This is a genomic window from Kocuria sp. NBRC 114282, from assembly GCF_030268385.1.
GTDB lineage: Bacteria > Actinomycetota > Actinomycetes > Actinomycetales > Micrococcaceae > Kocuria > Kocuria palustris.
On record NZ_BSQO01000004.1, the window covers coordinates 1 to 24,778 of the forward strand.

A 24,778-nucleotide genomic window follows, 5' to 3' on the forward strand; every position below is an offset into this window, starting at 1 on the left:
AAGGATGGACGGCCGCCGACGTTCGATGCTGGTGCCTATCGGAACCGCAACGTCGTGGAACGCTCGTTTGCCTACGTCAAACAGTGGCGAGGATTAGCAACGCGCTACGACAAGCTCGCGATCACCTATCGGGCGGCGGTCGTGATCAGCGCGATCCTGACATGGCTACGCCGATAAAGGAGACATGCCCTAGTCGGCCGAGTCAGGGTGAAGTCCGCGGCGTGCCAGCCGTTCACGCAGGTCACAGCACCGCGATCTTCTGCCAGACCTTGCGGGCCATGTCGGAGGTCAGGGTCTCCAGGCCCTCCACGCCGTCGATGATCTCGCCGTCCGTCGTGTCCTCGGCGAACAGGGCAGCGGTCTTGCCCACGAGCGAGAGCATCTCCGTGCAGTAGTCCAGGTAGTGGCGCAGCTGGTCGCGGCTGAGATCGAGGCCGCCGTCGGCGCGCGAGCCCCGCTCCAGGCGCTCGGGGACCTTGGTCAGCTGATGCATGTCGATCACGTGGGCCAGGGAGCGCAGGCGGTGCAGCAGCCGCATCACGCGCGCCCGCTCCATCCGCTCCGGCACGGCGATCAGGAAGAACACCGCCAGGCCCGCGAACACCGCGTTGTTGATGACGGTCTCCAGCAGCGGCAGGAAGTCGATCGGGCTGATGGCCTCCGGATCGGCCCAGATGTCGGCCGCGGCCAGCGCGATCGTCAGTGTCACGAACACGACGATGAGCGCGACCAGCAGCCGCGACATGAAGCGGGCGAACCGGATGCGACGGCGGCTGATGCCGCCCTCCGAGCCGACCTCGTCCACGAGCGCCGCGAGCTCGCCGCATACCTCCCACAGCCCGCGATCCGGGAAGCGGGAGCGGATGCGCTGCTGGAGCGCGCGCGTGGAATCGCGCACCGCCTCGTGCTTGAGGCTCTGGTACCGGCTGCCGTCGGGAGGGCTGTCGTCGTGGTCGTCGGGCCGCTCGGCCAGCTCATCGAGGTAGGACACCAGGAGAGGGTAGGGCACGCAGCGGCCCGCGCGGCGCCGTCGTCGGCAGGGTGCTGATCAGTAGGCTGTGGGGCTTCCCCGCGACCCCCGACGACGAGGCTGATGTGACCCCTGCGCGCTCCCGGATGACGACCCCCGCCAAGATCGGCATCGGCTGCGGCGGCTGCCTGGGCCTGCTGGTCCTCGCCTTCGTGGCTCTGGTGGTCATCGCGCTGATCGTCGGCCCGTCCTCCGAGGAGGCCGAAGATCCGCGGCCGGGCACCTCGGCGTCGTCTGCACCGCAGGCGCCGGAGGCCCCGTCATCGGAGGCGCAGGAGCCTGCCGGGGCCGAGTCGTCCGAGGCAGCAGAGGCACCCGAGGCGGTCGAGACGTCGGCGCCGGCCTCGGAGCCCGAGAGCTCGCCCGCGCCCGTCGACGACAGCGCCGCCTCCGACTCCGCTGAGGCCCTGACCGTGCTGGAGACCCTCGACATCAAGGGCCGCGCGCCGAAGACCGGCTATGGCCGCGATCTCTTCGGTCCCACCTGGCACGACGTCGACGGCAACGGATGCAGCACCCGCAATGACATCCTGGCCCGCGACCTCACGGGCATCCAGCGCGAGGACGGCTGCTCCGTGTCCTCCGGTCTGCTGCAGGACCCCTACACGGACACCGCGATCGACTTCACCGCGGGAATGGACACCTCCGCCGAGGTGCAGATCGATCACGTGGTGGCGCTGTCCGATGCCTGGCAGAAGGGCGCCCAGCAGCTGAGCGAGCAGCAGCGGCTGGTCTTCGCCAACGATCCGCTGAACCTCCTGGCCGTCGACGGCCCGACCAACCAGTCCAAGGGCGACGGCGACGCCGCGACCTGGTTGCCGCCGAACCGCTCCTACTGGTGCCCCTACGTGGCGCGGCAGGTCGATGTGAAGGCCAAGTACGACCTGTGGGTCACCCAGCCCGAGCACGACCGGATGGCGGAGGTGCTGCGGGACTGCGAGGGGGAGTCGTCGTCCGACTCCGGTTCGGGCTCGGACCAGAGCTCGACGCGGGTGCCCGCCGAGAGCGCACCGCAGCCCGCCCAGGAGCCTGCCCCGGCACCCGCTGCACCGGGCGCAGCCTTCGCGAACTGCTCCGAGGCCCGAGCCGCCGGTGCCGCGCCCCTGTACCGCGGCATGCCCGGCTATGCGCCGCGCATGGATGGCGACGGCGACGGGGTCGCCTGCGAGTGACCGGCGTCGCGGCCGTGTGACGCTTCTCGCGGGTCGGATGGCCCCGGAGGCCTGGCAGGCAGAGCGAGCCGAGGTCTAGCGTTGAGGGTTCTGCCGCGAGCGTGAGGCCTCCGCCGCGGTGATGCAGTTCTTCATCGATCCATCATCCCGGGAGGTGTCCTGTGACCGCTGTGCATGAGACCCAGGGCGGCGCCGTGCTGTCGCCGACGCGCCGCCGCATCGCGCTGATGGCCCTGGCCCTCGGAGGCTTCGGCATCGGCTCCGCCGAGTTCGTCTCCATGGGGCTGCTCCCGCAGATCGCCCAGGGGCTGCTGCCCGAGATGATGGCCGCGGACCCGGAGCAGGGCGTGGCCCGCGCCGGATGGGCCATCACCGCCTACGCGCTGGGCGTGGTGGTCGGCGCCCCGCTGCTGTCGCTGCTGGCCGTGCGCCTGAGCCGCACCCGCCTGATCGTAGTGTTCGCGGGACTGCTGTGCGTGTCCACCCTGGCCTCCGGGCTGATGCCGAGCTTCGAGCTGACGCTGCTGGCCCGCTTCATCGCAGGGCTGCCGCACGGCGCCTACCTGGGGGTGGCCTCGCTGCTGGCGGCCTCCCTCATGGGCCCCGGTTCGCAGGGCAAGGGCGCAGCCGTCGCCCTGTCCGGGCTGACCGTGGCCAATCTGGTGGGCGTGCCCATGCTCACGGCTCTGGGGCAGGCGGCCGGATGGCGCGCGGCCTTCCTGACGATCGCTGCGGTCTTCGCGCTGACCGCCGTCCTGGTGGCCACCACGATCCCGTCCCAGCCCGCCCCGCAGGGCCGACGGATCCAGGACGAGCTGCGCGCCTTCTCCCGGGTCCAGCTGTGGGTGGTCATGCTGATCGCCGCGGTGGGGTTCGCCGGGTCGTTCGCCGTGTTCAGCTACATCGCGGACATCGGCCAGCAGGTCGCCGGCATGAGCGCCGGATTTATCCCCGTGCTGCTGGCGGTGGCCGGACTGGGCATGACCATCGGCAACGCGATCGGCGGCTTCACGACGGACCGCTCCCTGGACAGGACGCTGCTGGTGGCCTTCCCGCTCTACATCGCGGCCATGGTGCTGATGGTCTCCGTGGTGACGGACCCGGTCGGGCTGAGCATCGCGTTCTTCCTCACCAACATGGGCCACGCGACGCTGGGCCCGGCCATGCAGACCTGGCTCATGCGCATCGCCGGCCCCTCCGAGATGCTGGGCGCCTCGCTGCACCACGCGGCGTTCAACGTGGCGAACGCGCTGGGCGCGCTGCTGGGCGGCATGGTGATCTCCGCGGGCCTCGGCCTGGCGGCCCCCACAGTGGTCGGGCTGGTCGTGGCGAGCCTGGGCTTCACGATGCTGCTGGGCAGCTTCGCCCTGCTGCGCCTGCGCTCGCGGCGCTTCCGCCGCGAGCTCGACACAGCGCAGGTCCCGGTGCAGGCCCCCGAGGCCGCCTCGGCCCGCTGAGCTCGCCCTGCCCGTCCTGGCCGCGCGGCTCGCAGGTGCTCGCGCAGCCGATGCACCCCCGTCTTGACGGGCGTCCTACGATGAGATCACCGCGCGCCGGAGACGCCGGTCGCGGATCGCGAGGAGGATGACATGGATCCCTTGTACACCACCGAGGCGCTCGCCACCGGAGCAGGACGCAACGGCAGCGTGACCGTCCCCGACGGAGGCCTGGAATTCGATCTGGCTTCACCCCGGGCCATGGGCGGCAGCGGCAACGGGAGCAATCCGGAGCAGCTCTTCGCCGCGGGCTACGCGGCCTGCTTCCACTCCGCGCTGCAGCTCACCGCCAAGCAGCGCGGCAAGGACCTGGGCGACTCCTCCGTGGGCGCCAAGGTCTCCATCGGCAAGGAGGGCGAGGGGTTCGGCCTGGCGGTCGAGCTCGAGATCGTCATCCCGGGCATGCCGCACGACGAGGCGCAGGAGCTGGCCGATGCGGCGCATCAGGTCTGCCCGTACTCCAATGCCACGCGCGGCAACATCCCGGTGGAGGTCACGGTCTCGGACGACTGATCCGCGGCCTCACGGCACCTGGTACGACGTGTTCGGGGCATCTGTGATGAGCATGTGACCCGGCGCGTGGCCGATCGCGAAGGGGACGCCGCTGGCCGCGATCGCCGCCTGGGGCGTGACGCCGCAGGCCCAGAAGACCGGCAGCCATCCGTCGGGGATCTTCACGGCGTCGCCGTAGTCCGGACGGGACAGGTCCTCGATGCCGATCGCGGCCGGATCGCCCACGTGCAGGGGCGCACCGTGCACGGCCGGGTAGCGCGAGGTGATGCGCACGGCGTCGGCGACCATGGAGCCGGGCAGCGGCCGCATGGAGACCACGGTGGGCCCGTGCAGCCGGCCTGCGGAGCCGGCCGGGATCGACGTCCGGTACATCGGCACGTTCACGCCCTGGTCCTGATGCGCCAGCGGCAGCCCGGCCTCCAGCAGCGCGGCCTCGAACGTGAAGCTGCACCCGATCAGGAAGGCCACCAGGTCATCGCGCCACAGCTCGGTGACGTCGGCGGGGGAGTCCACGAGCTCGCCGTCACGGTGGACGGTGTAGCGCGGGATGTCGGTGCGGATGTCGCCGCCGGGCAGCAGGTCGCTGCTGAGCTGACCGGCCTCGAGCACGCCCAGCAGCGGGCAGGACTTGGGGTTGCGGTGGGCGAAGAGCAGGACGTCGTACGCCCAGTCCTGCGGCACCGCGATGAGATTGGCCTGGGCGAAGCCGTCCGACCACCCGGAGGTGGGGACGGCCCGCCCGGCGCGGAACAGCTCCCGCGCGGCGGCAGGGCTCAGCTGGGAGACGGGGGTGTCGTCGTTCATCGGAGCTCCTGCCGTCGCGCGGGTCATGGGGTCAGCCTGCCAGAGCAGGTCGGCGTCAGGCCCAGAGGGCGGCGATGCCCGTCAGGGACTTCAAGCCCAGGAAGAAGCACACGAGCAGCGCCACCGAACCGATGCCCGCCAGCCACACCGGGTAGCGGTACCCGTGCAGCAGGTCACGGCGGAACCACGCCACGATGATGATGACGGTGAAGCCGATCGGCAGGATCAGCCCGTTCACGGCACCGGCCACGATCAGCAGGGTCGACGGGGCCTGGCCCAGCAGCAGGAACACGAGTGCGGAGACGGCGATGAACGCGACCGTGAGGATGTTGCGGGTGCGACCGGAGGTCTTCTCCGAGGTGATGAACGAGACCGACGTGTAGGCGGCGCCGATCACGGAGGAGATCGAGGCGGCCCACAGGATCAGGCCGAACAGGCGAAGCCCGATCTCGCCGGCGGCGTGCTCGAAGGCCTGGGCGGCGAGGTTCTCGCCCGTGAGCTGCGCGCCCCCGACCACGACGCCCAAGATGGCCAGGAACAGCAGGAAGCGCATGACGCCCGTGATGATGATGCCGAGCACGGAGGAGTTCGAGATGCGCTTGGCGTTCTCGGGGCCGGTGATCCCGGAGTCGACCATGCGGTGTGCGCCGGCGTAGGTGATGTAGCCGCCGATGGTGCCGCCGATCAGGGTGGTGATCACCACGAAGCTCACCTGGTCCGGAATGACCATGTTCTTCATGGCCTCGCCCACGGGCGGATCGGAGACGATCGCCACGTAGCCGGTCACCAGGATCATCACGACGCCCAGGCCGATCACGATCTTGTCCAGGGCCATGCCGGCCTTCTTGGACAGGAACACGGCGATGGCCAGGACGGCGGTGATGAGGCCGCCCCACTTGGCGTCCAGACCGGTCATGGCGTTGATGCCCAGGCCGCCGCCGGCGGTGTTGCCGATGTTGAAGACCAGGCCGCCGATCGCGACCAGCACGGCCACGAGCCAGCCGATGCCCGGCAGCACGGCGTTGCCCAGCTGCTGGGCCTTGAGCCCGGAGACGCCGATGACTCGCCACACGTTCAGCTGCACGGCGATGTCCACGAGGATCGAGACGAGGATCGCGAAGGCGAAGGCCGCGCCCAGCTGGACGGTGAAGTTGGCGGTCTGGGTGATGAAGCCCGGCCCGATGGCGCTGGTGGCCATGAGGAACAGGGCGCCCAGGATCGCCTGGCGGGTCGAGCTGGAGGCCAGGGCCGCTGTGGGCGGGCCGGTCTGGATCTCGCCCTCGGGAGTCGTCGCGACGCTGCTTCCGGACGAGGGGTCCGCTGCGGAGCCGTCTCCCCAGGGGGAGGTCTGCTCGGGATCGTGCTGGGTCATGGTCGGCCTCGAGAGGGTCAGTGGGGCGGCGGCGTGCGCTGCGGCCCCGAGTGGTGCGCGCCGACGCTCAGGTGCGCCGTCGGCGTGGAGCCCCGCGAGGGGGAGTCCGGGTCAGTGGAGGACACGGTACAGATTGTTGAACAAATTGACGAGATCTGCACCACATCCGGGGTGATCTTCTTTTTGTGACCTGTCTCACGGTCGCCTACCGTGGAGTCACTGACCCCTATCACCAGGAGCCCCCGTGCGCGAGATCAGCATTCCGCCTGCTGTAGAGACCCCCCGAGACACGAACGTGACAGGGCTGCTGCTGCGCAATGCGCGCAAGCCCTCCGACCCGGCGATCTTCGCCCATCGAGAAGGTGAGCAGTGGGTCGATCTGCGGGCCAGCGAGGTGGTGGAGCAGGTCACCGCCCTGGCCAAGGGACTGGTGGCCGCCGGCATCGAGCCGGGGGACCGTGTGGGGCTCATGTCGCGCAACCGCCTGGAGTGGAGCCTCATCGACTTCGCGATCTGGTTCGCCGGTGCGGTCTCCGTGCCGGTGTACGAGTCGTCGGCGCCGTCGCAGCTGCACTGGAACCTGGCGGACTCGGGCGCCACGGCGCTCGTCGTCGAGACCCCGGAGCACAAGGCCGTGTTCGAGCGGGCAGCCCAGGACAAGGACCTCTCTGCCGTGCACAGCGTGTGGTGCTTCGACGAGGGCGCGCTCGATCACCTGCGCGAGGGAGGCAAGGACGTCCCGGACGAGGAGATCGAGCGCCGCCGCGATCTCGCCGGCCTCGACGATCTCGCCACGATCATCTACACCTCCGGCACCACCGGGAAGCCCAAGGGCTGCGAGATCACCCACGGGAACTTCGTGGAGCTGGCCGAGGCCGCCCGGCTGTCCATCCCGGAGATCCTGCACGAAGGCTCCCGCACGGTGATGTTCCTGCCGCTGGCGCACGTGTTCGCCCGCTACATCTCGGTGCTGTCGGTGGCCTCGGGGTGCACCATGGCCTACACCGCGGATATGAAGAACCTGCTGCCGGACCTGCAGAGCTTCCATCCCGACTTCCTGCTCGTGGTTCCGCGCGTGTTCGAGAAGGTGTACAACTCCGCCCAGCAGAAGGCCGAAGCCGGCGGCCGCGGGAAGATCTTCGACCGCGCCGCGGCCGTCTCGATCGCCTGGTCGCGCGCCGAGCAGGCCGGGAAGGTGCCGCTCGGGCTGAAGATCCAGCACGCGATCTTCGACCGCCTGGTCTACGCCAAGCTGCGCGAGGCCATGGGCGGGAAGGTCACGCACGCGGTCTCCGGCGGCGGGCCGCTGGGCGAGCGGCTGGCGCACTTCTTCCACGGCGTGGGCCTCACCGTGCTCGAGGGCTACGGCCTCACCGAGACCACCGCGCCGCAGACCGTGAACACCCCGTCCGCGCTGCGCATCGGCAGCGTCGGGCGGCCCCTGCCGGGCAACGCGGTGCGGATCTCGGACATGGGCGAGGTCCAGGTCAAGGGCATCGCCGTGATGCGCGGCTACTGGGACAACCCGGAGAAGACCGAGGAGGCCTTCGAGGACGGTTGGTTCCGCACCGGAGATCTGGGCGAGCTCGACGAGGACGGCTACCTGCGCATCACCGGGCGCATCAAGGAGCTGATCGTGACCGCCGGCGGCAAGAACGTCAGCCCCGTGGTCCTGGAGGATCAGATCCGCGCGCACACGCTGGTCTCGCAGTGCATCGCCGTGGGCGACAACCGCCCGTTCATCGCCGCGCTGATCACCCTGGACGAGGAGGCCCTGCCGGGCTGGCTCGAGGCTCACGGCCTGGATCCCCAGATGTCGATCGACGACGCCCGCCAGAACGACAAGGTGCGCGCAGCGATCGCCGAGGCCATCGACAAGGCGAATCAGGCGGTCTCGCGCGTCGAACAGATCAAGGAGCACCGGATCCTGTCCTCGGACTTCTCGGAGAACGACGGCACCCTGACCCCGTCGCTGAAGCTCAAGCGGGCGCAGGTGCTGCGGACCTACGAGGACGTCGTGAACGAGATCTACGGCGGTCCGCGCAAGGACTGAGCGGACGGGGCGGGGAATCAAGCGGGCCCGGGATCCGCTGTACGGGTCAGAGACCTCTGCACCTGCGATCCCGAAAGGCCCGCGCCATGCCCCTTCCCCTGTCCGTCCTCGACTTCGCCTCCGTCCGCAGCGGCAAGACGGTGGGGGAGGCGTTCCAGGAGTCCGTCGAGCTTGCCCAGGCCGCCGAGCGGCTGGGCTACGAGCGCGTCTGGTACACCGAGCACCACAACATGAGCTCGATCGCCTCGGCCGCCCCGGCGGTGCTCATCGCGCACATCGCCGCCCAGACCGAGTCCATCCGGCTCGGCTCGGGCGGCGTGATGCTGCCCAACCACGCGCCGCTGATCATCGCCGAGCAGTTCGGCACGCTCGCCGAGCTGCACCCCGGACGCATCGATCTGGGTCTGGGCCGCGCGCCCGGCACGGATCAGGCGGCCGTGCGTGCCATGCGCCGCGATCCCCGCGCCGCCGAGGAGTTCCCGCAGGACGTCAAGGAGCTGCAGGCCTTCCTGCGCGACGAGTCCGTGGTGCCCGGCCTGCGTGCGGTCCCCGGTGCCGGCACGAACGTGCCGCTCTACATCCTGGGCTCGTCGATGTTCGGCGCCACCCTGGCGGCCGCCTACGGGCTGCCGTACTCGTTCGCCTCGCACTTCGCCCCTGAGGCGCTCGAGCAGGCCACCCAGGCCTACCGCGCCCAGTTCCAGCCCTCCGAGGTGCTGGACGAGCCCTATGTGATCGCCGCGGTCAATGTGGTGGGTCGCGAGAACCCCGACGACGCCGCGCAGGAGCTCGAGTGGTACCGCCGCTCGCGGGTGCGTCAGATGGCCGGACGCGGCCGGGAGCTCTCCGAGGAGGAGCTCGACCTGGTCATGCACTCCCCGGCCGGGCAGCAGATCCTCAACATGATCCGCTACACGGCCGTGGGCGACGGCGCCCAGGTCAAGCAGTACGTGGAGGACTTCGCGGCCCGCGCCAGCGCCGACGAGATCATGGTCGCTCCGGTGGGCTCCACTTCCGAGGGCGCCATCGACTCCCTGCGCGTGCTGCGCGAGGCCTGGGGCCGTTGAGGTGATGGCACAGCGCGCGCGACGCAGTGGGACGACCGCCGATGCCCTGGCTCGCCGCCAGGCGCGCATGTATGCCGTGACCGGCATGCTGCATCTGGCGGTCCCCGGCGTCTACGAGAGCATCGTCCCGGAGGCGCTGCCCGGGACGCCTCGCCAGTGGGCTGTGTGGTCGGGCGTCGCCGAGCTCGGTGTGGCCGGGCTGCTGGCCATGCCTCGGACCCGTCGGCTGGGCGGTGCGGCGTCGGCCGCGCTCCTCGTGGGCGTGTGGCCGGGCAACATCAAGATGGCCGTGGACTGGCGGGACAAGCCATGGCCGGCTCAGGCCGTCGCGATCGGGCGCGTCCCGATGCAGATCCCGCTCATCCGCTCGGCGGTCGCCATCGCCCGCGGCTGAAGCGGTGCGGGAGTCGTCGAGCGTCAACTGGAACGCCGAGGGGACGTAGCTGACCCCGTACGCGCTGAGGGGACCCGTCCGACGCCTTCCTGCACCTGAAAGGGTGTCAGGTGAGTCCCCTCGGCGACGAAAGCGTCCGATGGGTCCCCTCGACGATGAATGCCGCGGCGCAGGGCGACCCGACGGCGTCGTCGTGCGGGATGCGCTCGCTCAGCGCGTCCAGGGGGTCTTGCCGCGGGCGGGCTCGTCGGCCCGGGGCTCCGCCTCGGTGCCGGACGGGGCCTCGGAGCCGGACTCGCCGGCAGCCTCCACGGACGACATCTCGCCTGGCGCCTCGTCGGCCCAGCGGTCCTTCTCGTAGTCGTACTCCGCCGGCTCGCCGTTCTCGTCGGTGCGGCGGTACCACTCGGTGTACTCGGGGGAGGTCGAGTCGAAGTCGCGTCCGGCGGAGGACCCCTCGGTCTCGTGCTTGACGGCCAGGGCGAAGTCGTCGCCGTGCTCGGACATGCCCGTGCGCATGGCGTCGTCGATCGCCACCCGCGCGTACTGGACGCGCAGCATCATGGGGTCGGTCGACAGCAGCCGGAAGAACGCCGGCATGATGCACAGCAGGATCACGGCGAAGGGCAGGGCCGCCACCGTGACGAGGTCCTGCAGCCCCTGCAGGGCATTGGCCCCGCCCACGACCAGCATCACGGCGGCCACGCCGGCCAGGGCCAGCGCCCAGAAGGCGACGACCGGCTTGGTCGGCTCGGGGTTGCCGCGCTGGGACATCGAGGCCATGACCACGGAGGCCGAGTCGGCCGAGGTGATGAAGAAGACCGCCAGCAGGATCATCACGGCCACCGAGCTGATCTGGGACATCGGCAGGGCGTCGAGCATCTGGAAGAGCATGTCCTCGGGGGAAGCCGCTCCGGCGATGTCGCTGCCCGAGCGCTGCAGCCAGATGGCGGTGCCGCCGAAGATCGAGAAGGCGAGCACGCAGATGGCGGTGGGGGCCAGCAGCACCACGGTCACGTACTGGCGCAGGGTGCGCCCGCGCGAGATCTGCGCGACGAACGCGCCCACGAACGGCGCCCACGAGACCCACCAGGCCCAGTAGAACAGGGTCCAGTAGCGCATGAACTCCTCGGAGTCGGGGCCCTTGGAGGCGGACATCGAGAGCATGTCGAACATCTCGCCGAAGTACGTGGCCACCACGGAGGGGATGAAGTTCAGCAGGAAGACCGTGGGGCCGACCACGAACAGGAAGAATGCGACAGCTGCGGCCAGCATCATGTTGAAGTTAGACAGCAGCCGGATGCCCTTGGCGATGCCGGAGACGGCCGAGATCAGGAAGCACGCGGTGAGCACGGCGATGATCCCGATCAGCACGGCGTTGGACACCGGGCCGATGCCCGCCACGACCTCCACGCCGCGGCCGATCTGCAGGGTGCCCAGCCCGAGCGAGGCGGCGGTGGCGAACAGGATGCCTATCACGGCGAAGGCGTCGATCAGCCGCCCCCAGACGCTGCCCGGCGCCCGCTGGCCGAAGATCGCCGAGATCAGCAGGGGACGGCCGCGGCGGTAGGCGGCGTAGCCCATGGCCGCGCCGACCATGGCGTAGATCGCCCAGGCCTGCAGACCCCAGTGGAAGATCGTCTGCGCCATCGCCGAGTGCATGGCCTGCAGCGACTCGGGCTCAGCACGCCCCGGCGGCGGGGTCATGTAGTACGTCACAGGCTCGTAGGCGCCGAAGAAGATCAGGCCCACGCCCATGCCCGCCGCGAAGAGCATCGCGATCCAGGAGCGCATGGAGTAGGCCGGCTGCTCGCCGTCCTTGCCGAGCGGGATGCGCCCGAAGCGGGAGAAGCCCACGAACAGCAGGAACAGCAGGACGACGGCCGCCAGGGCCGTGAAGATCCAGCCGCCGTAGGTGACGGTGAAGCTCAGGGCGCTGGTCGAGGCGGAGGTGAGGCTCTCGGTGGACAGCGCGCCCCAGAGGATGAAGGCGACGATGAGGCCGCCGGCCACCCCGAAGGTGATCTTGTCGGTGCGGTAGCGCACCCGCTGCTCGTCGACGGCCACGCCGGGGACGAGCCCCGGGTGAGTGCCGTGGGGGTACTCGGCGTCGCCGGAATCGGGAGCCTGCTCGGAAGCCGGGCTGGAGGAGGGCATAGGGAAGCTCGAGTTTCGGTGGAGGGAGGGGCCCGAGAGGGCCGGTGAGCGCTCCACGGTATACCGACGGGCTCAGGCTCCCGGTGTGATGCCGCTCGCTGGGGCCGTGGGCGGCGGGATCTCGTCGGATGGGATGAGGGCCCGTTCATGCTTCCGGACGGCGACGCGGCCGCGGCGCGCTCCTACGCTGAGAGCCATGTCCGCCACCACGTCCCAGACCGCCGCCCCGTGGGCTGCGTCGGCGCCGGAGCCGCCCCGTCAGCCCTGGAGTCCGCGCAGGCTGCAGCGCCCGTGGTTCACCGCGATCCTCACGCTGCTCGCCTTCCTGCTCGGGCCGGTGGTCTGGGGGCTGATCCTGGTCGTGGTGCTGACCCAGGGCGATCCGCTGGACCCCTTGGACGTGTACGGCCCGGGCCGGCCCGTGGTCCTGCTCTCGGTCCTGGATGTGGTCCTGGGACTGGTCGCGGTGGCACTGGTCCCCGTGGCGCTGCGGCACGGGTTCACCGATGCGCAGGCGCTCGAGGACGGCTCCGTGGATCCGGCGGAGCTGGTGGACCGGCCCGAGCCCCGCTCGGCGCTGATCGCCGCCCTGATCATCGGCGTGTGCGTGTCCCTCTCGGTCTCGGCGTGGCTGGCCTCGCTGTTCACCATGATCTCGATCGCCTCACGGGGACGTCGGTCGTGGGCGGGGCTGGTCTACGTCGTCACGGTGGCCGCGACCATCGTCGGGTACTTCATCCAAGACTCCGCCGAGGGGTGGTTCGAAGGCCTGCTGGTGTGCGGGGTCTCGGCCGTGATGCTCCTGGTGCCTGTGCTGATCGGCATGTACCGGTGGTCCCGCCGCCGCCGGATCCGGGCCCTGCAGGCCGAGGCGCTGACGGCCCGACGGGAGGCGGCCGCCCTGGTGCGCGAGGAGCACGCCCGCGCGGAGCAGTCCCGGGCGCAGGAGCGCACCCGGATCGCTCGGGAGATGCACGACACCCTCTCCCACCGCCTGGCCCTGATCAGCACGTACGCCGGTGCGCTGGACTACCGCGAGGACCTCGACCGCGGCACCGTCCGCTCGACCGCTCGACTGGTGCAGCAGACGGCCGCGACGGCGTCGGCCGAGCTGCGCACCGTGCTCGACATCCTGCGCGACGACCCCGGGGACACCCGGCCCGAGCCCGATCTGCGGCAGCTGCCCGAGCTGCTGGCGGAGTTCCGCGCGGCAGGCGCCCGGATCGAGATGGTCGGCCGGGAGGTCGTCGACGCCGAGGCCGTGCCCGACACTGCGGCGCGCACGCTCTACCGGATCCTGCAGGAGGCGCTGACCAACGCGGTCAAGCACGCGCCCGGTGCGCCGGTGACCGTCCGCTGGTCTCGTCGCGCCGGGGCGGTGTCCCTGACGGTGAGCAATCCGCTGGTCGCTGACGCTCATCCGGAGCCCAGCGGCTTCGGCCTGGTGGGACTCGACGAGCGCGCTCGCGGTCTGGGTGGCACGATCAGCACTGAGCGCACCGAGACCATGTTCCGATTGGAGGCGTGCATCCCATGCCGCAGCTAGACAGCGATCCCGTCCGCATCCTGCTGGTCGACGACGAGTCCCTCATGCGTGCCGGACTGAAGCTGCTGCTCGACGGCGCCGAGAACCTCCAGGTCGTGGGCGAGGCCGCCGACGGCGCGGAGGCCGCCGAGCTCGCCGGTCAGCTGAGCCCGAACGTGGTCCTCATGGACATCCGCATGCCCCGAGTCGACGGGATCGAGGGATGTCGGCTCGTGCGCGCGCTGCCGCAGCCGCCCGAGGTCCTGGTGCTCACGGCCTTCGACACCGACTCGTTCATCCTGGACGCCCTCGAGGCCGGGGCTCTGGGCTTCATGCTCAAGGACACCCCGCCGCGCCAGCTCGTGGAAGCCGTCCAGGAGACGGCCGCCGGCCGCTCCACGGTCTCCCCGCAGGTGCTCTCGCGGCTGATCGCCGTGGCCACGGCTCAGGGCAGGCGGCTCGGCACCCCTGAGGCGAGGCCGGGCTCCGTGTCCGTCTCGGACGGGGAGCAGTCCTCGTCGCAGGGCTCTGCTCCCCGGCCCCAGGTCGGGTCCGGGCCGGGGCTGGACGTCCTGAGCGCCCGGGAGCGCGAGATCGCCGAGGCCGTGGCCCGGGGACTGACGAACTCGGAGATCGCCGAGGAGATGTTCCTGTCGATCACCACGGTCAAGACGCACGTGGCCAGCATCTTCGCCAAGCTCGAGGTCACCAACCGCGTGCAGGTGGCCATTCGCGTGCTGGGCGCGTGAGGCGGCCGGGGCCTGGGCGCGCAGGACTCTGGGACAGCGCAGGGTGCTGAGACGACGCAGGGACCCCGCCGGTGCGATCCGGCGGGGTCCCTGGTCTGCGTGGTGCTGCGGTCGTGCGCGCTCAGGCGGTGGAGACACCGAGCTGCGCGGCGAGCTCCGAGAGCCGCCGCGCCATGTTGACGTCCTTCTGGGTGATGGCCTCGACGTCGTGGCTGATCAGAGAGAGCTGAACGGAGGGGTAGGTCAGCAGGACGTCGGGGTGATGTCCGACCTCCTCCGCGATCTCCGCCAGCGCGGTGACGAACTTGAGGCCGCTGAGGAAGTCGCCGGTGTCGAACGACGCGCGCAGCACGCCGTCCTCCAGGCTCCAGTCGGCGAGCTGAGCCTCGGCGATCTCCTGGTCGGTGAGCTGTCCGGTGCTGTGATCCATGCTCCCAGCATAGGAAGGCGAGAAGCATTCGGACAGGGGGCTGATGATCTGCGGCGAAAAGAGGCCCAGGACCCCTCCGGAAGAATGAGCGCCCGAAGTCGTCCCGGGGGCCGATGACCGGAGATGGTCGTCCTCTGTAGCTTCTGGAGCATGACGAGCGAGCAGCAGAACCAGGACGGGACTCAGGCCCCGCAGGACGTCGTGCAGCCTGCGCCGGGGCGGCCTCAGCCGGAGATCTGGCGCCTGCAGCACCCGCAGCTCGGGCCGTTCAGCGTGGCGGTGGGCAATCGCGCCCAGCTCACCGAGGTCGATCCGCAGTTCCGCAGCGACGACATGGAGGGCCCGCAGAAGGGCTGTGTGTTCTTCCGCGGGACCCGCGTGCTCGCACGGGCCTCGCAGCTCGGCTCGCATCGCGTGGCCGTGCACCCGGAGGACGACGACGCCCGCACCGGATCCTCCGAAGAGCAGCCCGACCAGGCGCCGGCCCCGGAGGCCGAGTCCCTGCTGCTCTCGTTCGCCGATCCCCGCATCGTGGTCAAGGCGGTCGGCGGCGGGACCCGGGTCGCCCACGTCCGCTTCAAGGACGGCAGCCAGGTGGCCGAGTTCGCACCGCCGGAAGGATCGTGGGCCGCACGTCGCCAGGCGGCCATGGAGGCCTCGCCCTGGAAGCGCGCGGTCTACCCGCTCATGGAGGGGCTGGGGCGAGCGGGGGCGGCGATCGCGGGCATCGTGCTGCTGCCGCTGATCCTCCGTCTGCTCGATCCGGTGTGGAGCTTCCTGGGCCGGCTGCTGCCCGATCTCGGCATCCCGTGGCCGCAGATCAGCCTGCCCCGCCTCCCCTGGCCGGAGATCGACCTCCCGTCGATCCCCTGGCCCAGCATCGAGCTGCCCGAGTGGGCTGGCGTCCTGCTGGAGTACTCCAAGGTGTGGGTGCCGCTGCTGATCGGCATCGCGGTGGCCGTGGGAGCGCTGCGCACAGCTCGGCGGACCCGGCGCACTCGCCAGGACTGGCAGGTCCGGCCGTCGACACCTGCGACGTCCGCCGACGACCGGACGCCGTCCTCCGGCGACGAGGCGACGACGGAGGCCGACCGCCTCTCTGCGCTGCCGGGCGCCGACGCCGCGTCAGCGCCGGCCGCGGATCAGGAGCCGTCGAGGGCCGAGCGCAGCGCTCGCAGCTCCAGGCACCAGCCGCCTGCCTGGTCGTCGTAGGTCGGCCGCAGCGCGGCATCGGAGGCCCCGCCGTCGCGGAAGCCGGACTCCAGCATCCGGACCATGCACGAGCCGTCATCCAGGGGATCGACCCAGAACTGCGTGAGGGTGCGAGGATCGTCGGAGCCCTCGAAGCCCTCCCAGCGGTAGGCGATGAACTCGCCGTCGAGCCTGTCCTCGACCGCGAGCGCGAAGGTGCCGTGCACGGGGTCGGTCACCGTGTGGCGGCCGCCGTCCGAGGTGATCTCGTGCTCGCGGATCCGGCCGTCGTTGACCCACCACCCCGGGCGCGAGATCAGCTCCCAGGCCTCGTGCGCCGGGGCAGAGATGCGCACCGCGCCCTCGATGTGGTTCGGCACCCGGCCCTGCTCCGGGGCCGGTGCGGGCATCCGGTCCTGGTCCTCGGTGCGCAGCGCGATGCGGCGCAGCGTCTGCACATCCAGTCGGTGCATGGCGAGCATGGCCTGCGTGGAGCGCCGCGCGGCGACCGGGTCGGAGTCGGCCTGCAGCCGCATCATCTCCTGCGGGACGATCTGCCAGCTCATGCCGTAGCGGTCCTTGCACCACCCGCACATGGACTCGCTGCCCTCTCGGGTCAGCTCCTCCCAGTACCGGTCGACCTCGGCCTGGTCATCGCACATCAGGGAGATGGAGACGGACTCGTCGAGCTGGAAGTGCGGTCCTCCGTTGACGGCGCCGTAGCGCTGGCCGCCGAGCTCGAACTGGACGTAGAGCACGGAGCCCTCGCCGTCGGTGAATGGGTTGCCTCCGTGGTCGTGGAACACCTCCAGGATCCGCGAGCCGGGGACCAGGGAGGTCCAGTACTCGGCGGCCTCGAGGGCCTGGGTGTCGAACCAGAGATCGGTCTGCACGGAGGGCATGGGGTCCTCGTTCCACGATGACGGGCGCGCACCGGCGGCACCGGTGACCGCGCGGGCGCCGGAACGTCCTCAGTCCAGGGTGACCGGGACGGTGCGGAAGCCGCCCCCGGGCGGCTGCTCGGGCACGGAGGCGCCTGCGCGCCCGAGCGTACCGGCGTCCAGCAGCGCGCGCACGAGCTCGCGCAGGGGCGCGGTCACTGCGACGCTCCTGCGTCCTGATCGTGGGCCTGCTCAGCGGCCTCCGCCGCAGCCTCCTGGACGCCCTCGCGAGGCGCCTGGATGCCGACGTCGTGCAGGTGATGGCGCACCTCGTGCAAGAGGTAGTCGATCAGCCCGGCCACGGTGAAGGCGCGGCCGTCGGCCCGTGAGCCCGTGCGCCTGAGCTGCTGCTCGTCCAGGCCGTCCAGCAGGGCGGCCGTCTCATCGGCGGCCTGCGCGTACTCGGCGGCGACGACCGCCGGGTCCTGGGCTCCGTAGTCGGAGTCCACGGCGACCTGCTCCCCGTCCCAGGAGCCGAACCGCGGGTCGTCCTTCTCGAGCAGCAGTGAGATCCGCTCGTGGAACAGCCCCACCACATCGCGGGTGTGCGCGGCGTACTCCAGCGGGGACCAGACCTCAGCCGACGGGCGCTCGCGGACGTCGTCGCGCTCGATCGTCTCCTGCCACGAGGCGGCGGAGGCGCGAAGGGTCTCGGCGGCGGAGAGCTCGCGCAGTCCCGGGGCGAAGCCGCACTCGGCGCAGGGGCCCTCGGTCACGAAGGCCCAGTCGACGGTGTCGGTAGGGGTCGGGGTGGTGCTGTGAGTGCTCATGTCCTGAACCGTAGGCAGGCCGAACCCGCGATGACCAGGAGATGCCGCGGGTTCTGCGCCCCCGCAGCACGACGGGCCTCCCTCTGGTCAGAGGGAGGCCCGTCGATCGAGTCGGCTGGGGATCAGCCGGCCTCGGGGATGGTGATCGTCTGGCCGACCTCGAGCTGGTCGACGTTCGAGAGGCCGTTGGCCGCCGCGATGTCGTCGACCGTGATGCCCGACAGCGTCGAGATGTAGCCCAGGGTGTCGCCCTGGGTGACCGTGTACGGGCCGGGCTGGATCGACGGAGCCGCGCCCGGGTCGACGCCGACGGACTCCGGCACGCCGCCGTTGTACGGATCGACCGCTCCCGAGGCGGCACCGCCCTCAGCGCCTGCGGCATCCTCAGCGCCTGCGCCGCCCTCGGCGCCAGCAGCACCGCCGGCGGCGGCGTCGCCCTCAGCACCGGCAGCCGCGTCGCCACCCTCGGCACCTGCTGCGGCATCGCCGCCAGCGGCACCCTCACCGCCGGCTGCGGCATCGCCGCCCTCAGCACCTGCCGCCCCGCCGGCGGCGGCATCGCCGCCCTCAGCACCGGCGGAAGCGCCAGCGGAGGCACCACCCGACGCTCCCTCGGACGCCCCGCCCGAGGCGGACGAGCTGGACTCCGAGGCGCTGGAGTCGGAGGAGGACGAGTCGGAGGAGGCGTCGTCGCCACCTCCGCAGGCGGACAGCGTGAGCCCGGCGGCCAGGACGAGGCCCAGGGGCGCGAGACGCAGATGCCTCTTCTCGGGGAACTGGAGAGCCATGGGGTGCCTTTCGATGAGATCGTGCCTGTCGTCACCCGCGAGAGCGCCGTGACCTGCGCTGATGGCGGCACAGGACCCTCGAGGCGTCGGACTGTCGGTCCGAGGCCCAGAGTAGGGCCGTTTGGTGATGGGGACCACACCATGGTTTCCCGGGCATGTTCCTCTGCCCGTGCGCGTCGCCGTTCCCGGGCTGTCGTGGAGCGTCGATAGCCTGGTGGGATTGCGCGTCGGGTCCGTCTGTCGGGCTCCGTCGTCGTCCGACCTCAGCGCATCCGCGTTCATCCCCTGCATGAAGGAGAGATCCTGTGAGCATCCCCGCCTCCGAGGCACCGCAGCCGAACCCCCTCTGGAGCTCGCCGGACTGGTGGCGGCAGGCGGTCGTCTACCAGGTCTATCCGCGCAGCTTCCAGGACGCCGACGGCGACGGCCTGGGGGACCTGCGCGGCGTGACCCGTCGCGCGGACTACCTGCGGGACCTGGGAGTGGATGCCGTGTGGCTGAGCCCGTTCTATCCCTCGGAGCTGGCCGACGGTGGCTACGACGTCGCCGACTACCGCGACGTCGACCCCCGTCTGGGCACCCTCGAGGACTTCGACGAGCTCGTCGCGGCCCTGCACGAGCGGCAGATCAAGGTCGTCGTCGACATCGTGCCCAACCACAGCTCGGATCAGCACGTGTGGTTCCAGGAGGCGCTGGCCGCCGGGCCGGGCAGCCCCGAGCGCGCCCGCTACATCTTCCGGGAGGGCCGAGGCGAGCACGGCGAGCTGCCGCCGGCGGACTGGACCTCCATTTTCGGCGGCCCGGCCTGGACGCGCGTCACCGAGCCGGACGGCACCCCGGGGCAGTGGTACCTGCACCTGTTCGCCAGCGAGCAGCCGGACTTCGACTGGTCCAACCCGGAGGTCCACCAGGAGTTCCTGACCACGCTGCGCTTCTGGTCGGACCGCGGGGTGGACGGCTTCCGGATCGATGTCGCCCACGGGCTGGCCAAGGACCTGCCTGCGCAGCTGCCGGCCAGCACAGAGCTGCCGGACGAGTTCGAGTCCCTGGGCGCACATCCCTTCTGGGATCGCGACGAGGTCCACGAGATCTACCGCGAGTGGCGCCAGGTCTTCGACGAGTACGACCCTCCCCGCACCGCCGTGGCCGAGGCCTGGGTCCATCCCGACCGCCTGGCCCGCTACGCCAGCTCGGAGGGGCTCGGCCAGGCCTTCAGCTTCGATCTGCTGGAGGTCCCGTTCGACGCCTCCGAGTTCCGCCGCGCCATCCGGAAGAACCTCGCGGAGGCAGCTCGCTCGGGAGCCTCGAGCACCTGGGTGCTGTCCAACCACGACGTCGTCCGCCACGCCACCCGCTACGGGCTGGACCTCGGCGGGCTGCGTCAGGCCCTGGGGGAGTTCCCGCGCAACTCCGCCGGCGGCGAGAACCTCAAGGTCGCCTCCCAGCAGTGGCTGCTGCTCGAGGACGGCATGCCGCTGCTCGACCGGGAGCTCGGCGAGCGTCGGGCGCGCGCGGCCGTGATGCTCCTGCTCGCGCTGCCCGGCTCCGCCTACCTCTATCAGGGCGAGGAGCTCGGCCTGCATGAGGTCGTGGAGATCGCGGACCACGAGCGCCAGGACCCGTCGTTCTTCCGCAATCCCGGGGTGGACCAGGGCCGCGACGGCTGCCGCGTCCCGCTGCCGTGGGATGCGGATCAGCCGTACAACGGCTTCGGCGGGCCGCCCCATCTGCCGCAGCCGGAGTGGTTCGCCCGCTATGCGGCCGCCCAGGAGGCGCAGCAGCCGGAGTCCTTCCTGTCGCTGTACCGGCAGGCGCTGAGCCTGCGCCGGCAGCTGCAGGGCGATGAGGTGCTCGAGTGGGGCGGCCTGGACGCGGACGAGGTCCTGCATCTCGTGCGCCCCGGCGGCTGGGAGTCCGTGACGAACTTCGGCTCCGAACCGGTGGACCTGCCCGAGGGCGAGGTCCTGCTGACCAGCGCCCCGCTGGAGGACGGTCGCCTGAGCGGACGCTCCACTGCCTGGATCCGCCGCGGCTGAGCCTCGGGTCGGTGCCGCATCGGAGAGCGTGGCCTCTGGTGCGGCGCCGGGCCCCGGTGGCAGGCTCACCTCATGCCGCACCTGATCATCGAGACCACCGCAGACATCGCCGCCGCACCGGGCTATGACGCCCAGGAGCTGATCCGAGCCGGGCTGGGTGCCCTGCAGGAGATCGGCCAGTACGACATGTCCTCCGCCAAGGCCCGGGCGCGCGTGCTCGAGGACTTCGCCGTGGATCACCCGCATGACGGCACGGGCTACGTGGCAGTGCAGCTGCGGGTCCTGCCCGGGCGCAGCCAGGAGCTGAGGACGCGCACCGCGGAGTCGATCCTCGAGGCGGTCGCCGGGGCAGTTCCGGAAGGGCCGGCAGGCAGCGTCTCCGTCGAGGTCGTGGAGATGGTGCGCGAGAGCTACGTCAAGCGGAAGCTGGGCTGAGCCGCGCTCGCTGTCGCTGCGCCTTCCGCCCGGGAGCCCGTCATGAGGGCCTGCGTCGTCGCCCCTGACGCGTAGGGTGCTTGAGTGATGACCAACCCCCCGGAGGCACCTGTGGACCAGCGCCGCTCTGCCCTGTACATCGACTTCGACAACTTCTTCGGCGGGCTCCTGCGCTCCGACCCGCAAGCCGCCGTGCGCATCGCCGAGCGCCCGCAGGTGTGGATCGAGGGGCTGACGCATCCGGACGGCGCCCCCTCGCGGCGCTGGCTGCAGCTGCGCTGCTACCTGAACCCGGGCGGCAGCGTCCCGCATCCCACCGAGCCCGGGCAGCGCATCCGCTTCGATGCCTTCCGCCCGTACTTCACCCAGGCCGGCATCGAGGTCGTGGACTGCCCCGCGCTGACCAAGCAGGCGAAGAACGGCGCGGACATCCGCATCGTCGTGGATGTCATGGCCGCGCTGAACCAGGGGGCCCTGTTCGAGGAGTTCGTCCTGGCGTCGTCGGACTCGGACTTCACGCCCCTGCTGCAGGTCCTGCGCGCCGCCGATCTGCGCACCTGCGTGATCGCCACCGGCTCGACCGCGATCGCCTATGAGGCCCTGGCGGACGAGTACCTCGACGAGCAGGACATCTTCGATCTGCTCGCTGCCACGGAGGGCGCCGAGCAGGCCGAGGAGGAGGCGGACGCGGAGTCCCCGGCGGACGATGACTCCGAGGACTGGGATGACGACGACCCCGCAGTGCTCGACGAGGACGAAGACCTCGAGGACGACTACGACGACGAGGACGACGACGAGCCCCGCCTGCTCCCGGAGCGCGGGGCGAGGGATTCCGGCGAGGATCGGTCGCAGGACGCGGACTGGGAGGACTTCCGGTCCTTCGTGACGCGGGCCTACCGCCGCTCGACCGCGCCGCTGACCTACACGCATCTGTCCCGGCTGGCGCTGGAGGAGCTCGGCGACGGCCTCAAGGCCAGCAAGTGGTTCGGAGCCGGGTCCTTCAAGAAGGCGCTGGAGCGGGTCGGGCTGCCGCACGCCCGCTTCGACGACCGCTGCGTCTGGGACGACACCCGTCACAAGGCCCCGGCCAAGACGGGCTCCGGCTCCTCGGGCGGGCGCCGCGATGACCAGACGGTGAACTCGTCCGTGGAGTCCAAGGCGCAACACCAGGTGCGCGTCCCGGAGCCCGTGGGGCGCTTCTGCACGGTGGCCAAGGCGCCGCGGCTGTCGCGCAAGCAGTGGAACGCCGTGTTCACGGTGCTGGAGGAGTACTCGCGCACGGCGGAGAGCTTCAGCCTCTCGGAGGCCACCACGTGGTGCCAGCAACGGGCCAAGCAGCTGGGGCATCACCAGATCTCCCGCGAGGACCTGCTCTACGCGATCCGCGGCTGCACCGATGCCGGCATCGACCTGGCCGGCGATGATCAGCCGAGCAAGGACGTGATGCGCAGCGCCGTGCACGCCTCGATCGTGGAGCAGGCCCGCCGCGTGGGCTTCAACGCCAGTGCCAAGGACACCCGGGCGCTGGCCGACTGGATCGGGCTGGACTGATCCCTTCCCGCTCCGATGCTCTGTGAGGCATCGGAGCGGGGTCTCACCAGAGGCCGGTGCGACTCAGGACCGGCAGCAGGACCACCAGCAGCGCGCCGGCGGCCGTGACACCCAGCAGGATCCGCAGGGCCGCCCTGTCCTTGGGCAGCGAGCCGCGCAGGGGCGGGTCCAGGAGCAGTCCAACGCCCGCGCCGAAGGCCGCCGCGCAGCCGATGAGCAGGAGCAGGTTCGCGGTGGGGCTGAGGATCGTCGCGATGCCCAGGGCCACCGCCAGGACGGCGGCGATCGCCGCGGGCCCTGGGCGGGATCCCGACGCACGGGAGCGGTTGCTGCGGTTCTCGGATGCTGGTTCGTGCATGTGCTCTCCTTCCCGACGGCCGGCTGCCGTGGACTCACAGGCCGGCGAGCTGGTCCTTCCAGGCCGCCCGCCAGCGCTCGAGCTGCTCGATCGAGGGCAGCTTGGTGTGCGTGGCTGTCAGGAACGCCCGGCCCTGGCCCTTGGCCTCCGCGGACACGACGGCGCGCGTGCCGTCGGCAAGGCCGATCCGCCAGTGGCGCCGCTTGGCCGTGCCGGTCTCCCGAGGGCCGTCGACGATCGCCGCGCCATCGATCTCGGTAAGCTTCTGGGCTCGGGCCAGCCAGGCCTCGAAGACCTCATCCATGGTTCCGGGCAGCGTGCGGGTCGCGGAGACCTGGAAGGTTCCGTCCGCGACCTGTCCCTTCACGCGGCGGCCGGTGTCCTGCTCGTAGGCCACGGCCACCGACTGCGCCCACCAGCCCGGGTTCTCCACGCGCTCGCCCATGGCGGCCAGCGCGATCCTGGCCAGGCCGGCGTGATCTGCGTCCGCGGCGCCGCCGTTCGCCATGATCCGCCGCCACTCCGGCCACGAGGTCCCCGTTGCCCGCTCGATGGCACCTGCCTTCTCCGGCGCGCTGCCCTGCGGGGCCTCCGTCTGACTCATGACCCCAGAGTAGCCAGAGCCTGTACTCGCGTCAGGCGCGGGCGTCCAGATATGTGACCCCGCTCTCAGTGAACCATCAGGGAACTGGGTGACTGTGCGGAGCGAATTCGTCAGAAAAGTTGATGCAGATGGATGCCAAACCTGCTTATGGTTTCCTCAGGCAAGCAGCCCCCGGACCGAAGGGACTCTGTCCGACAAGGGACGATCCATCGAACCGGGCCCCGCATCAGTCCACAAGATCGATGCGGGGACGTGCACGACACTTGACTTAAGGAGCACGACATGGCGAACAACATCAGCATCGAGGACCTGCAGCGCAGCACCGTCATCGATCAGGACGGGGACAAGGTCGGCAAGGTCGGTCAGGTCTACCTGGACGACGCCACCGGTCAGCCCAACTGGGTCACGGTCAACACCGGCCTGTTCGGCGGCAACGAGACCTTCGTCCCGCTCGATGAGGCCACCCAGGACGGCGACGACCTGCGCGTGCCCTACACCAAGGCCTTCATCAAGGACGCCCCGAACCTGGACGCGGACTCCCACGTGGATGAGTCCCAGGAGGACGAGCTCTACCGCTACTACGGCCTCCAGGCCGGCGGCACCGAGCGGGTGCGCGATGGCCGCGATGGTGCGGTCGACGGCCGCGACGCCGCTGCCGCGGGCACCGCTGGCACGGCCGCAGGTGCGGCCGGCGCGGCGCACACCGGCGACCGCCGCGACGGCGACCGCCGCGACAACGACCTGCGCGACGGCGACGTCCGGCACCGCGACAACGCGGCCGACGGCCCCCTCGCCGGCGATCGCCGTGAGGGCGACCTGCGCGACGGCGATGCCCGTCACCGCGACGATGTCGCTGCTGCAGGCACCGCCCGCGGCGATGACGCCAACTCCGTGGTCCGCCACGAGGAGGAGGTCAACGTCGGCACCGAGCGCGTGCAGACCGGCCGTGCTCGCCTGCGCAAGCACATCGTGCACGACACCGAGACCGTCACTGTCCCGGTCGAGCGCGAGGAGGTCGAGATCGTCCGCGAGCCGATCGCCGATGGCGAGCACGGCGGCCGCCTGTCGGACGAGGACGTCGAGGTCAGCCTCTCCGAGGAGCGCCCCGTGGTCGACAAGGATGTCGTGGCCAAGGAGCGCGTGGGCCTGGACAAGAACGTGGTCCAGGATCAGGAGCAGGTCCAGACCGATGTCGCCCGCGAGGAGGTCGACATCGAGCGCGACGCCGATGCCCGTGGCGTCGACGGTCGTGACGTCGACGGCCGCACTGATCAGGATGGTCGCAACGACCGCATCTGATCCGGTCCGGGTCCGCTGACCCGATCTCCGCCGGCCGCGTGCT

Annotated in this window: 25 protein-coding genes; 14 read left to right on the forward strand and 11 right to left on the reverse strand. The window is 70.9% G+C overall.

What is annotated here, in order from left to right; translation table 11 throughout:
• Positions 1-177: transposase (locus tag QSJ40_RS08520; RefSeq protein WP_285730479.1), on the forward strand; the 177-nt coding region annotated here is incomplete at its 5' end.
• 64 nt (positions 178-241) lie between these two features.
• Here QSJ40_RS08520 and QSJ40_RS08525 read toward each other — a convergent pair.
• The gene (locus QSJ40_RS08525; protein ID WP_285730224.1) at positions 242-991 is read right to left on the reverse strand and encodes a hypothetical protein; all 750 of its coding nucleotides are present in this window, start codon (positions 989-991) and stop codon (positions 242-244) included.
• Between the two features lie 50 nt (positions 992-1,041).
• On the opposite strand from QSJ40_RS08525, the gene QSJ40_RS08530 reads away from it, so the two are divergent.
• The 3 genes from QSJ40_RS08530 to QSJ40_RS08540 all read left to right on the forward strand — a co-directional run bounded on the left by QSJ40_RS08530 (position 1,042) and on the right by QSJ40_RS08540 (position 4,211).
• Complete coding sequence (locus QSJ40_RS08530; protein ID WP_285730226.1) at positions 1,042-2,202, forward strand: GmrSD restriction endonuclease domain-containing protein; 1,161 nt, start codon at positions 1,042-1,044, stop codon at positions 2,200-2,202.
• Between the two features lie 161 nt (positions 2,203-2,363).
• Positions 2,364-3,659 (forward strand): MFS transporter, encoded by a 1,296-nt coding sequence (locus tag QSJ40_RS08535; protein WP_285730228.1) that lies wholly within the window; start codon positions 2,364-2,366, stop codon positions 3,657-3,659.
• Positions 3,660-3,791: 132 nt separating this feature from the next.
• On the forward strand, positions 3,792-4,211 hold the full coding sequence (locus QSJ40_RS08540) for an organic hydroperoxide resistance protein (protein ID WP_285730231.1): 420 nt from the start codon (positions 3,792-3,794) through the stop codon (positions 4,209-4,211).
• 9 nt (positions 4,212-4,220) lie between these two features.
• On the opposite strand, the gene QSJ40_RS08545 is transcribed toward QSJ40_RS08540, so the two are convergent.
• A complete protein-coding gene (locus QSJ40_RS08545; protein WP_285730233.1) occupies positions 4,221-5,015 on the reverse strand; it encodes a putative hydro-lyase in 795 nt (264 codons plus the stop codon).
• 55 nt (positions 5,016-5,070) lie between these two features.
• On the reverse strand, positions 5,071-6,387 hold the full coding sequence (locus QSJ40_RS08550; protein WP_259903249.1) for an NRAMP family divalent metal transporter: 1,317 nt from the start codon (positions 6,385-6,387) through the stop codon (positions 5,071-5,073).
• 244 nt (positions 6,388-6,631) lie between these two features.
• On the opposite strand from QSJ40_RS08550, the gene QSJ40_RS08555 reads away from it, so the two are divergent.
• The 3 genes from QSJ40_RS08555 (at position 6,632) to QSJ40_RS08565 (ending at position 9,901) form a co-directional block, all read left to right on the forward strand.
• Positions 6,632-8,440: an AMP-dependent synthetase/ligase gene (locus QSJ40_RS08555; RefSeq protein ID WP_285730237.1), complete on the forward strand. Its 1,809-nt coding sequence runs from the start codon at positions 6,632-6,634 to the stop codon at positions 8,438-8,440.
• An 86-nt stretch (positions 8,441-8,526) separates the two neighbouring features.
• Entirely contained in the window at positions 8,527-9,507 is a 981-nt protein-coding gene (locus tag QSJ40_RS08560) for an LLM class flavin-dependent oxidoreductase (RefSeq protein WP_285730239.1), read from the forward strand.
• A gap of 4 nt (positions 9,508-9,511) precedes the next feature.
• Positions 9,512-9,901, forward strand: coding sequence for a DoxX family protein (locus QSJ40_RS08565; protein WP_285730241.1), 390 nt, complete (start codon positions 9,512-9,514; stop codon positions 9,899-9,901).
• Between the two features lie 210 nt (positions 9,902-10,111).
• Here QSJ40_RS08565 and QSJ40_RS08570 read toward each other — a convergent pair whose 3' ends face one another.
• On the reverse strand, positions 10,112-12,058 hold the full coding sequence (locus QSJ40_RS08570; RefSeq protein WP_285730243.1) for a BCCT family transporter: 1,947 nt from the start codon (positions 12,056-12,058) through the stop codon (positions 10,112-10,114).
• A 196-nt stretch (positions 12,059-12,254) separates the two neighbouring features.
• Between QSJ40_RS08570 and QSJ40_RS08575 the strand changes: the two genes are divergently transcribed.
• Positions 12,255-13,604 carry a sensor histidine kinase gene (locus QSJ40_RS08575; protein WP_285730245.1) on the forward strand — a complete coding sequence of 450 codons (1,350 nt, stop codon included), beginning with the start codon at positions 12,255-12,257 and terminating at the stop codon, positions 13,602-13,604.
• Positions 13,592-14,332: a response regulator gene (locus tag QSJ40_RS08580; RefSeq protein WP_285730247.1), complete on the forward strand. Its 741-nt coding sequence runs from the start codon at positions 13,592-13,594 to the stop codon at positions 14,330-14,332. The genes QSJ40_RS08575 and QSJ40_RS08580 overlap by 13 nt, the downstream gene beginning before the upstream one ends.
• Positions 14,333-14,453: 121 nt before the next feature.
• On the opposite strand, the gene QSJ40_RS08585 is transcribed toward QSJ40_RS08580, so the two are convergent.
• Complete coding sequence (locus tag QSJ40_RS08585; protein ID WP_058871596.1) at positions 14,454-14,762, reverse strand: 4a-hydroxytetrahydrobiopterin dehydratase; 309 nt, start codon at positions 14,760-14,762, stop codon at positions 14,454-14,456.
• Positions 14,763-14,912: 150 nt separating this feature from the next.
• On the opposite strand from QSJ40_RS08585, the gene QSJ40_RS08590 reads away from it, so the two are divergent.
• On the forward strand, positions 14,913-15,974 hold the full coding sequence (locus QSJ40_RS08590) for a hypothetical protein (RefSeq protein ID WP_285730251.1): 1,062 nt from the start codon (positions 14,913-14,915) through the stop codon (positions 15,972-15,974).
• Here the strand turns inward: QSJ40_RS08590 and QSJ40_RS08595 are convergent.
• The 4 genes from QSJ40_RS08595 to QSJ40_RS08610 form a co-directional block, all read right to left on the reverse strand.
• Entirely contained in the window at positions 15,905-16,855 is a 951-nt protein-coding gene (locus QSJ40_RS08595; protein WP_285730253.1) for a VOC family protein, read from the reverse strand. The genes QSJ40_RS08590 and QSJ40_RS08595 overlap by 70 nt on opposite strands.
• Positions 16,856-16,924: 69 nt before the next feature.
• Entirely contained in the window at positions 16,925-17,053 is a 129-nt protein-coding gene (locus QSJ40_RS08600; protein ID WP_285730255.1) for a hypothetical protein, read from the reverse strand.
• The gene (locus QSJ40_RS08605; RefSeq protein ID WP_024289443.1) at positions 17,050-17,664 is read right to left on the reverse strand and encodes a DinB family protein; all 615 of its coding nucleotides are present in this window, start codon (positions 17,662-17,664) and stop codon (positions 17,050-17,052) included. Before QSJ40_RS08605 ends, QSJ40_RS08600 begins: the two co-directional genes overlap by 4 nt.
• A gap of 122 nt (positions 17,665-17,786) precedes the next feature.
• A complete protein-coding gene (locus QSJ40_RS08610) occupies positions 17,787-18,452 on the reverse strand; it encodes a LysM peptidoglycan-binding domain-containing protein (RefSeq protein ID WP_285730257.1) in 666 nt (221 codons plus the stop codon).
• A 305-nt stretch (positions 18,453-18,757) separates the two neighbouring features.
• Between QSJ40_RS08610 and QSJ40_RS08615 the strand changes: the two genes are divergently transcribed.
• The 3 genes from QSJ40_RS08615 (at position 18,758) to QSJ40_RS08625 (ending at position 22,474) form a co-directional block, all read left to right on the forward strand.
• Positions 18,758-20,488, forward strand: coding sequence for a glycoside hydrolase family 13 protein (locus tag QSJ40_RS08615; protein WP_285730258.1), 1,731 nt, complete (start codon positions 18,758-18,760; stop codon positions 20,486-20,488).
• A gap of 72 nt (positions 20,489-20,560) precedes the next feature.
• Positions 20,561-20,923 (forward strand): tautomerase family protein, encoded by a 363-nt coding sequence (locus QSJ40_RS08620; protein ID WP_285730260.1) that lies wholly within the window; start codon positions 20,561-20,563, stop codon positions 20,921-20,923.
• Between the two features lie 87 nt (positions 20,924-21,010).
• Positions 21,011-22,474, forward strand: coding sequence for an NYN domain-containing protein (locus QSJ40_RS08625; protein WP_081609558.1), 1,464 nt, complete (start codon positions 21,011-21,013; stop codon positions 22,472-22,474).
• Between the two features lie 43 nt (positions 22,475-22,517).
• On the opposite strand, the gene QSJ40_RS08630 is transcribed toward QSJ40_RS08625, so the two are convergent.
• Together QSJ40_RS08630 and QSJ40_RS08635 are read right to left on the reverse strand one after the other, a co-directional pair.
• Entirely contained in the window at positions 22,518-22,832 is a 315-nt protein-coding gene (locus tag QSJ40_RS08630; protein WP_006215378.1) for a hypothetical protein, read from the reverse strand.
• Positions 22,833-22,866: 34 nt separating this feature from the next.
• Positions 22,867-23,436, reverse strand: a complete 570-nt coding sequence (locus tag QSJ40_RS08635; RefSeq protein ID WP_285730263.1) for a hypothetical protein — start codon at positions 23,434-23,436, stop codon at positions 22,867-22,869.
• A gap of 282 nt (positions 23,437-23,718) precedes the next feature.
• On the opposite strand from QSJ40_RS08635, the gene QSJ40_RS08640 reads away from it, so the two are divergent.
• Positions 23,719-24,735 (forward strand): DUF2382 domain-containing protein, encoded by a 1,017-nt coding sequence (locus QSJ40_RS08640; protein ID WP_285730265.1) that lies wholly within the window; start codon positions 23,719-23,721, stop codon positions 24,733-24,735.
• Positions 24,736-24,778 lie beyond the last annotated feature (43 nt).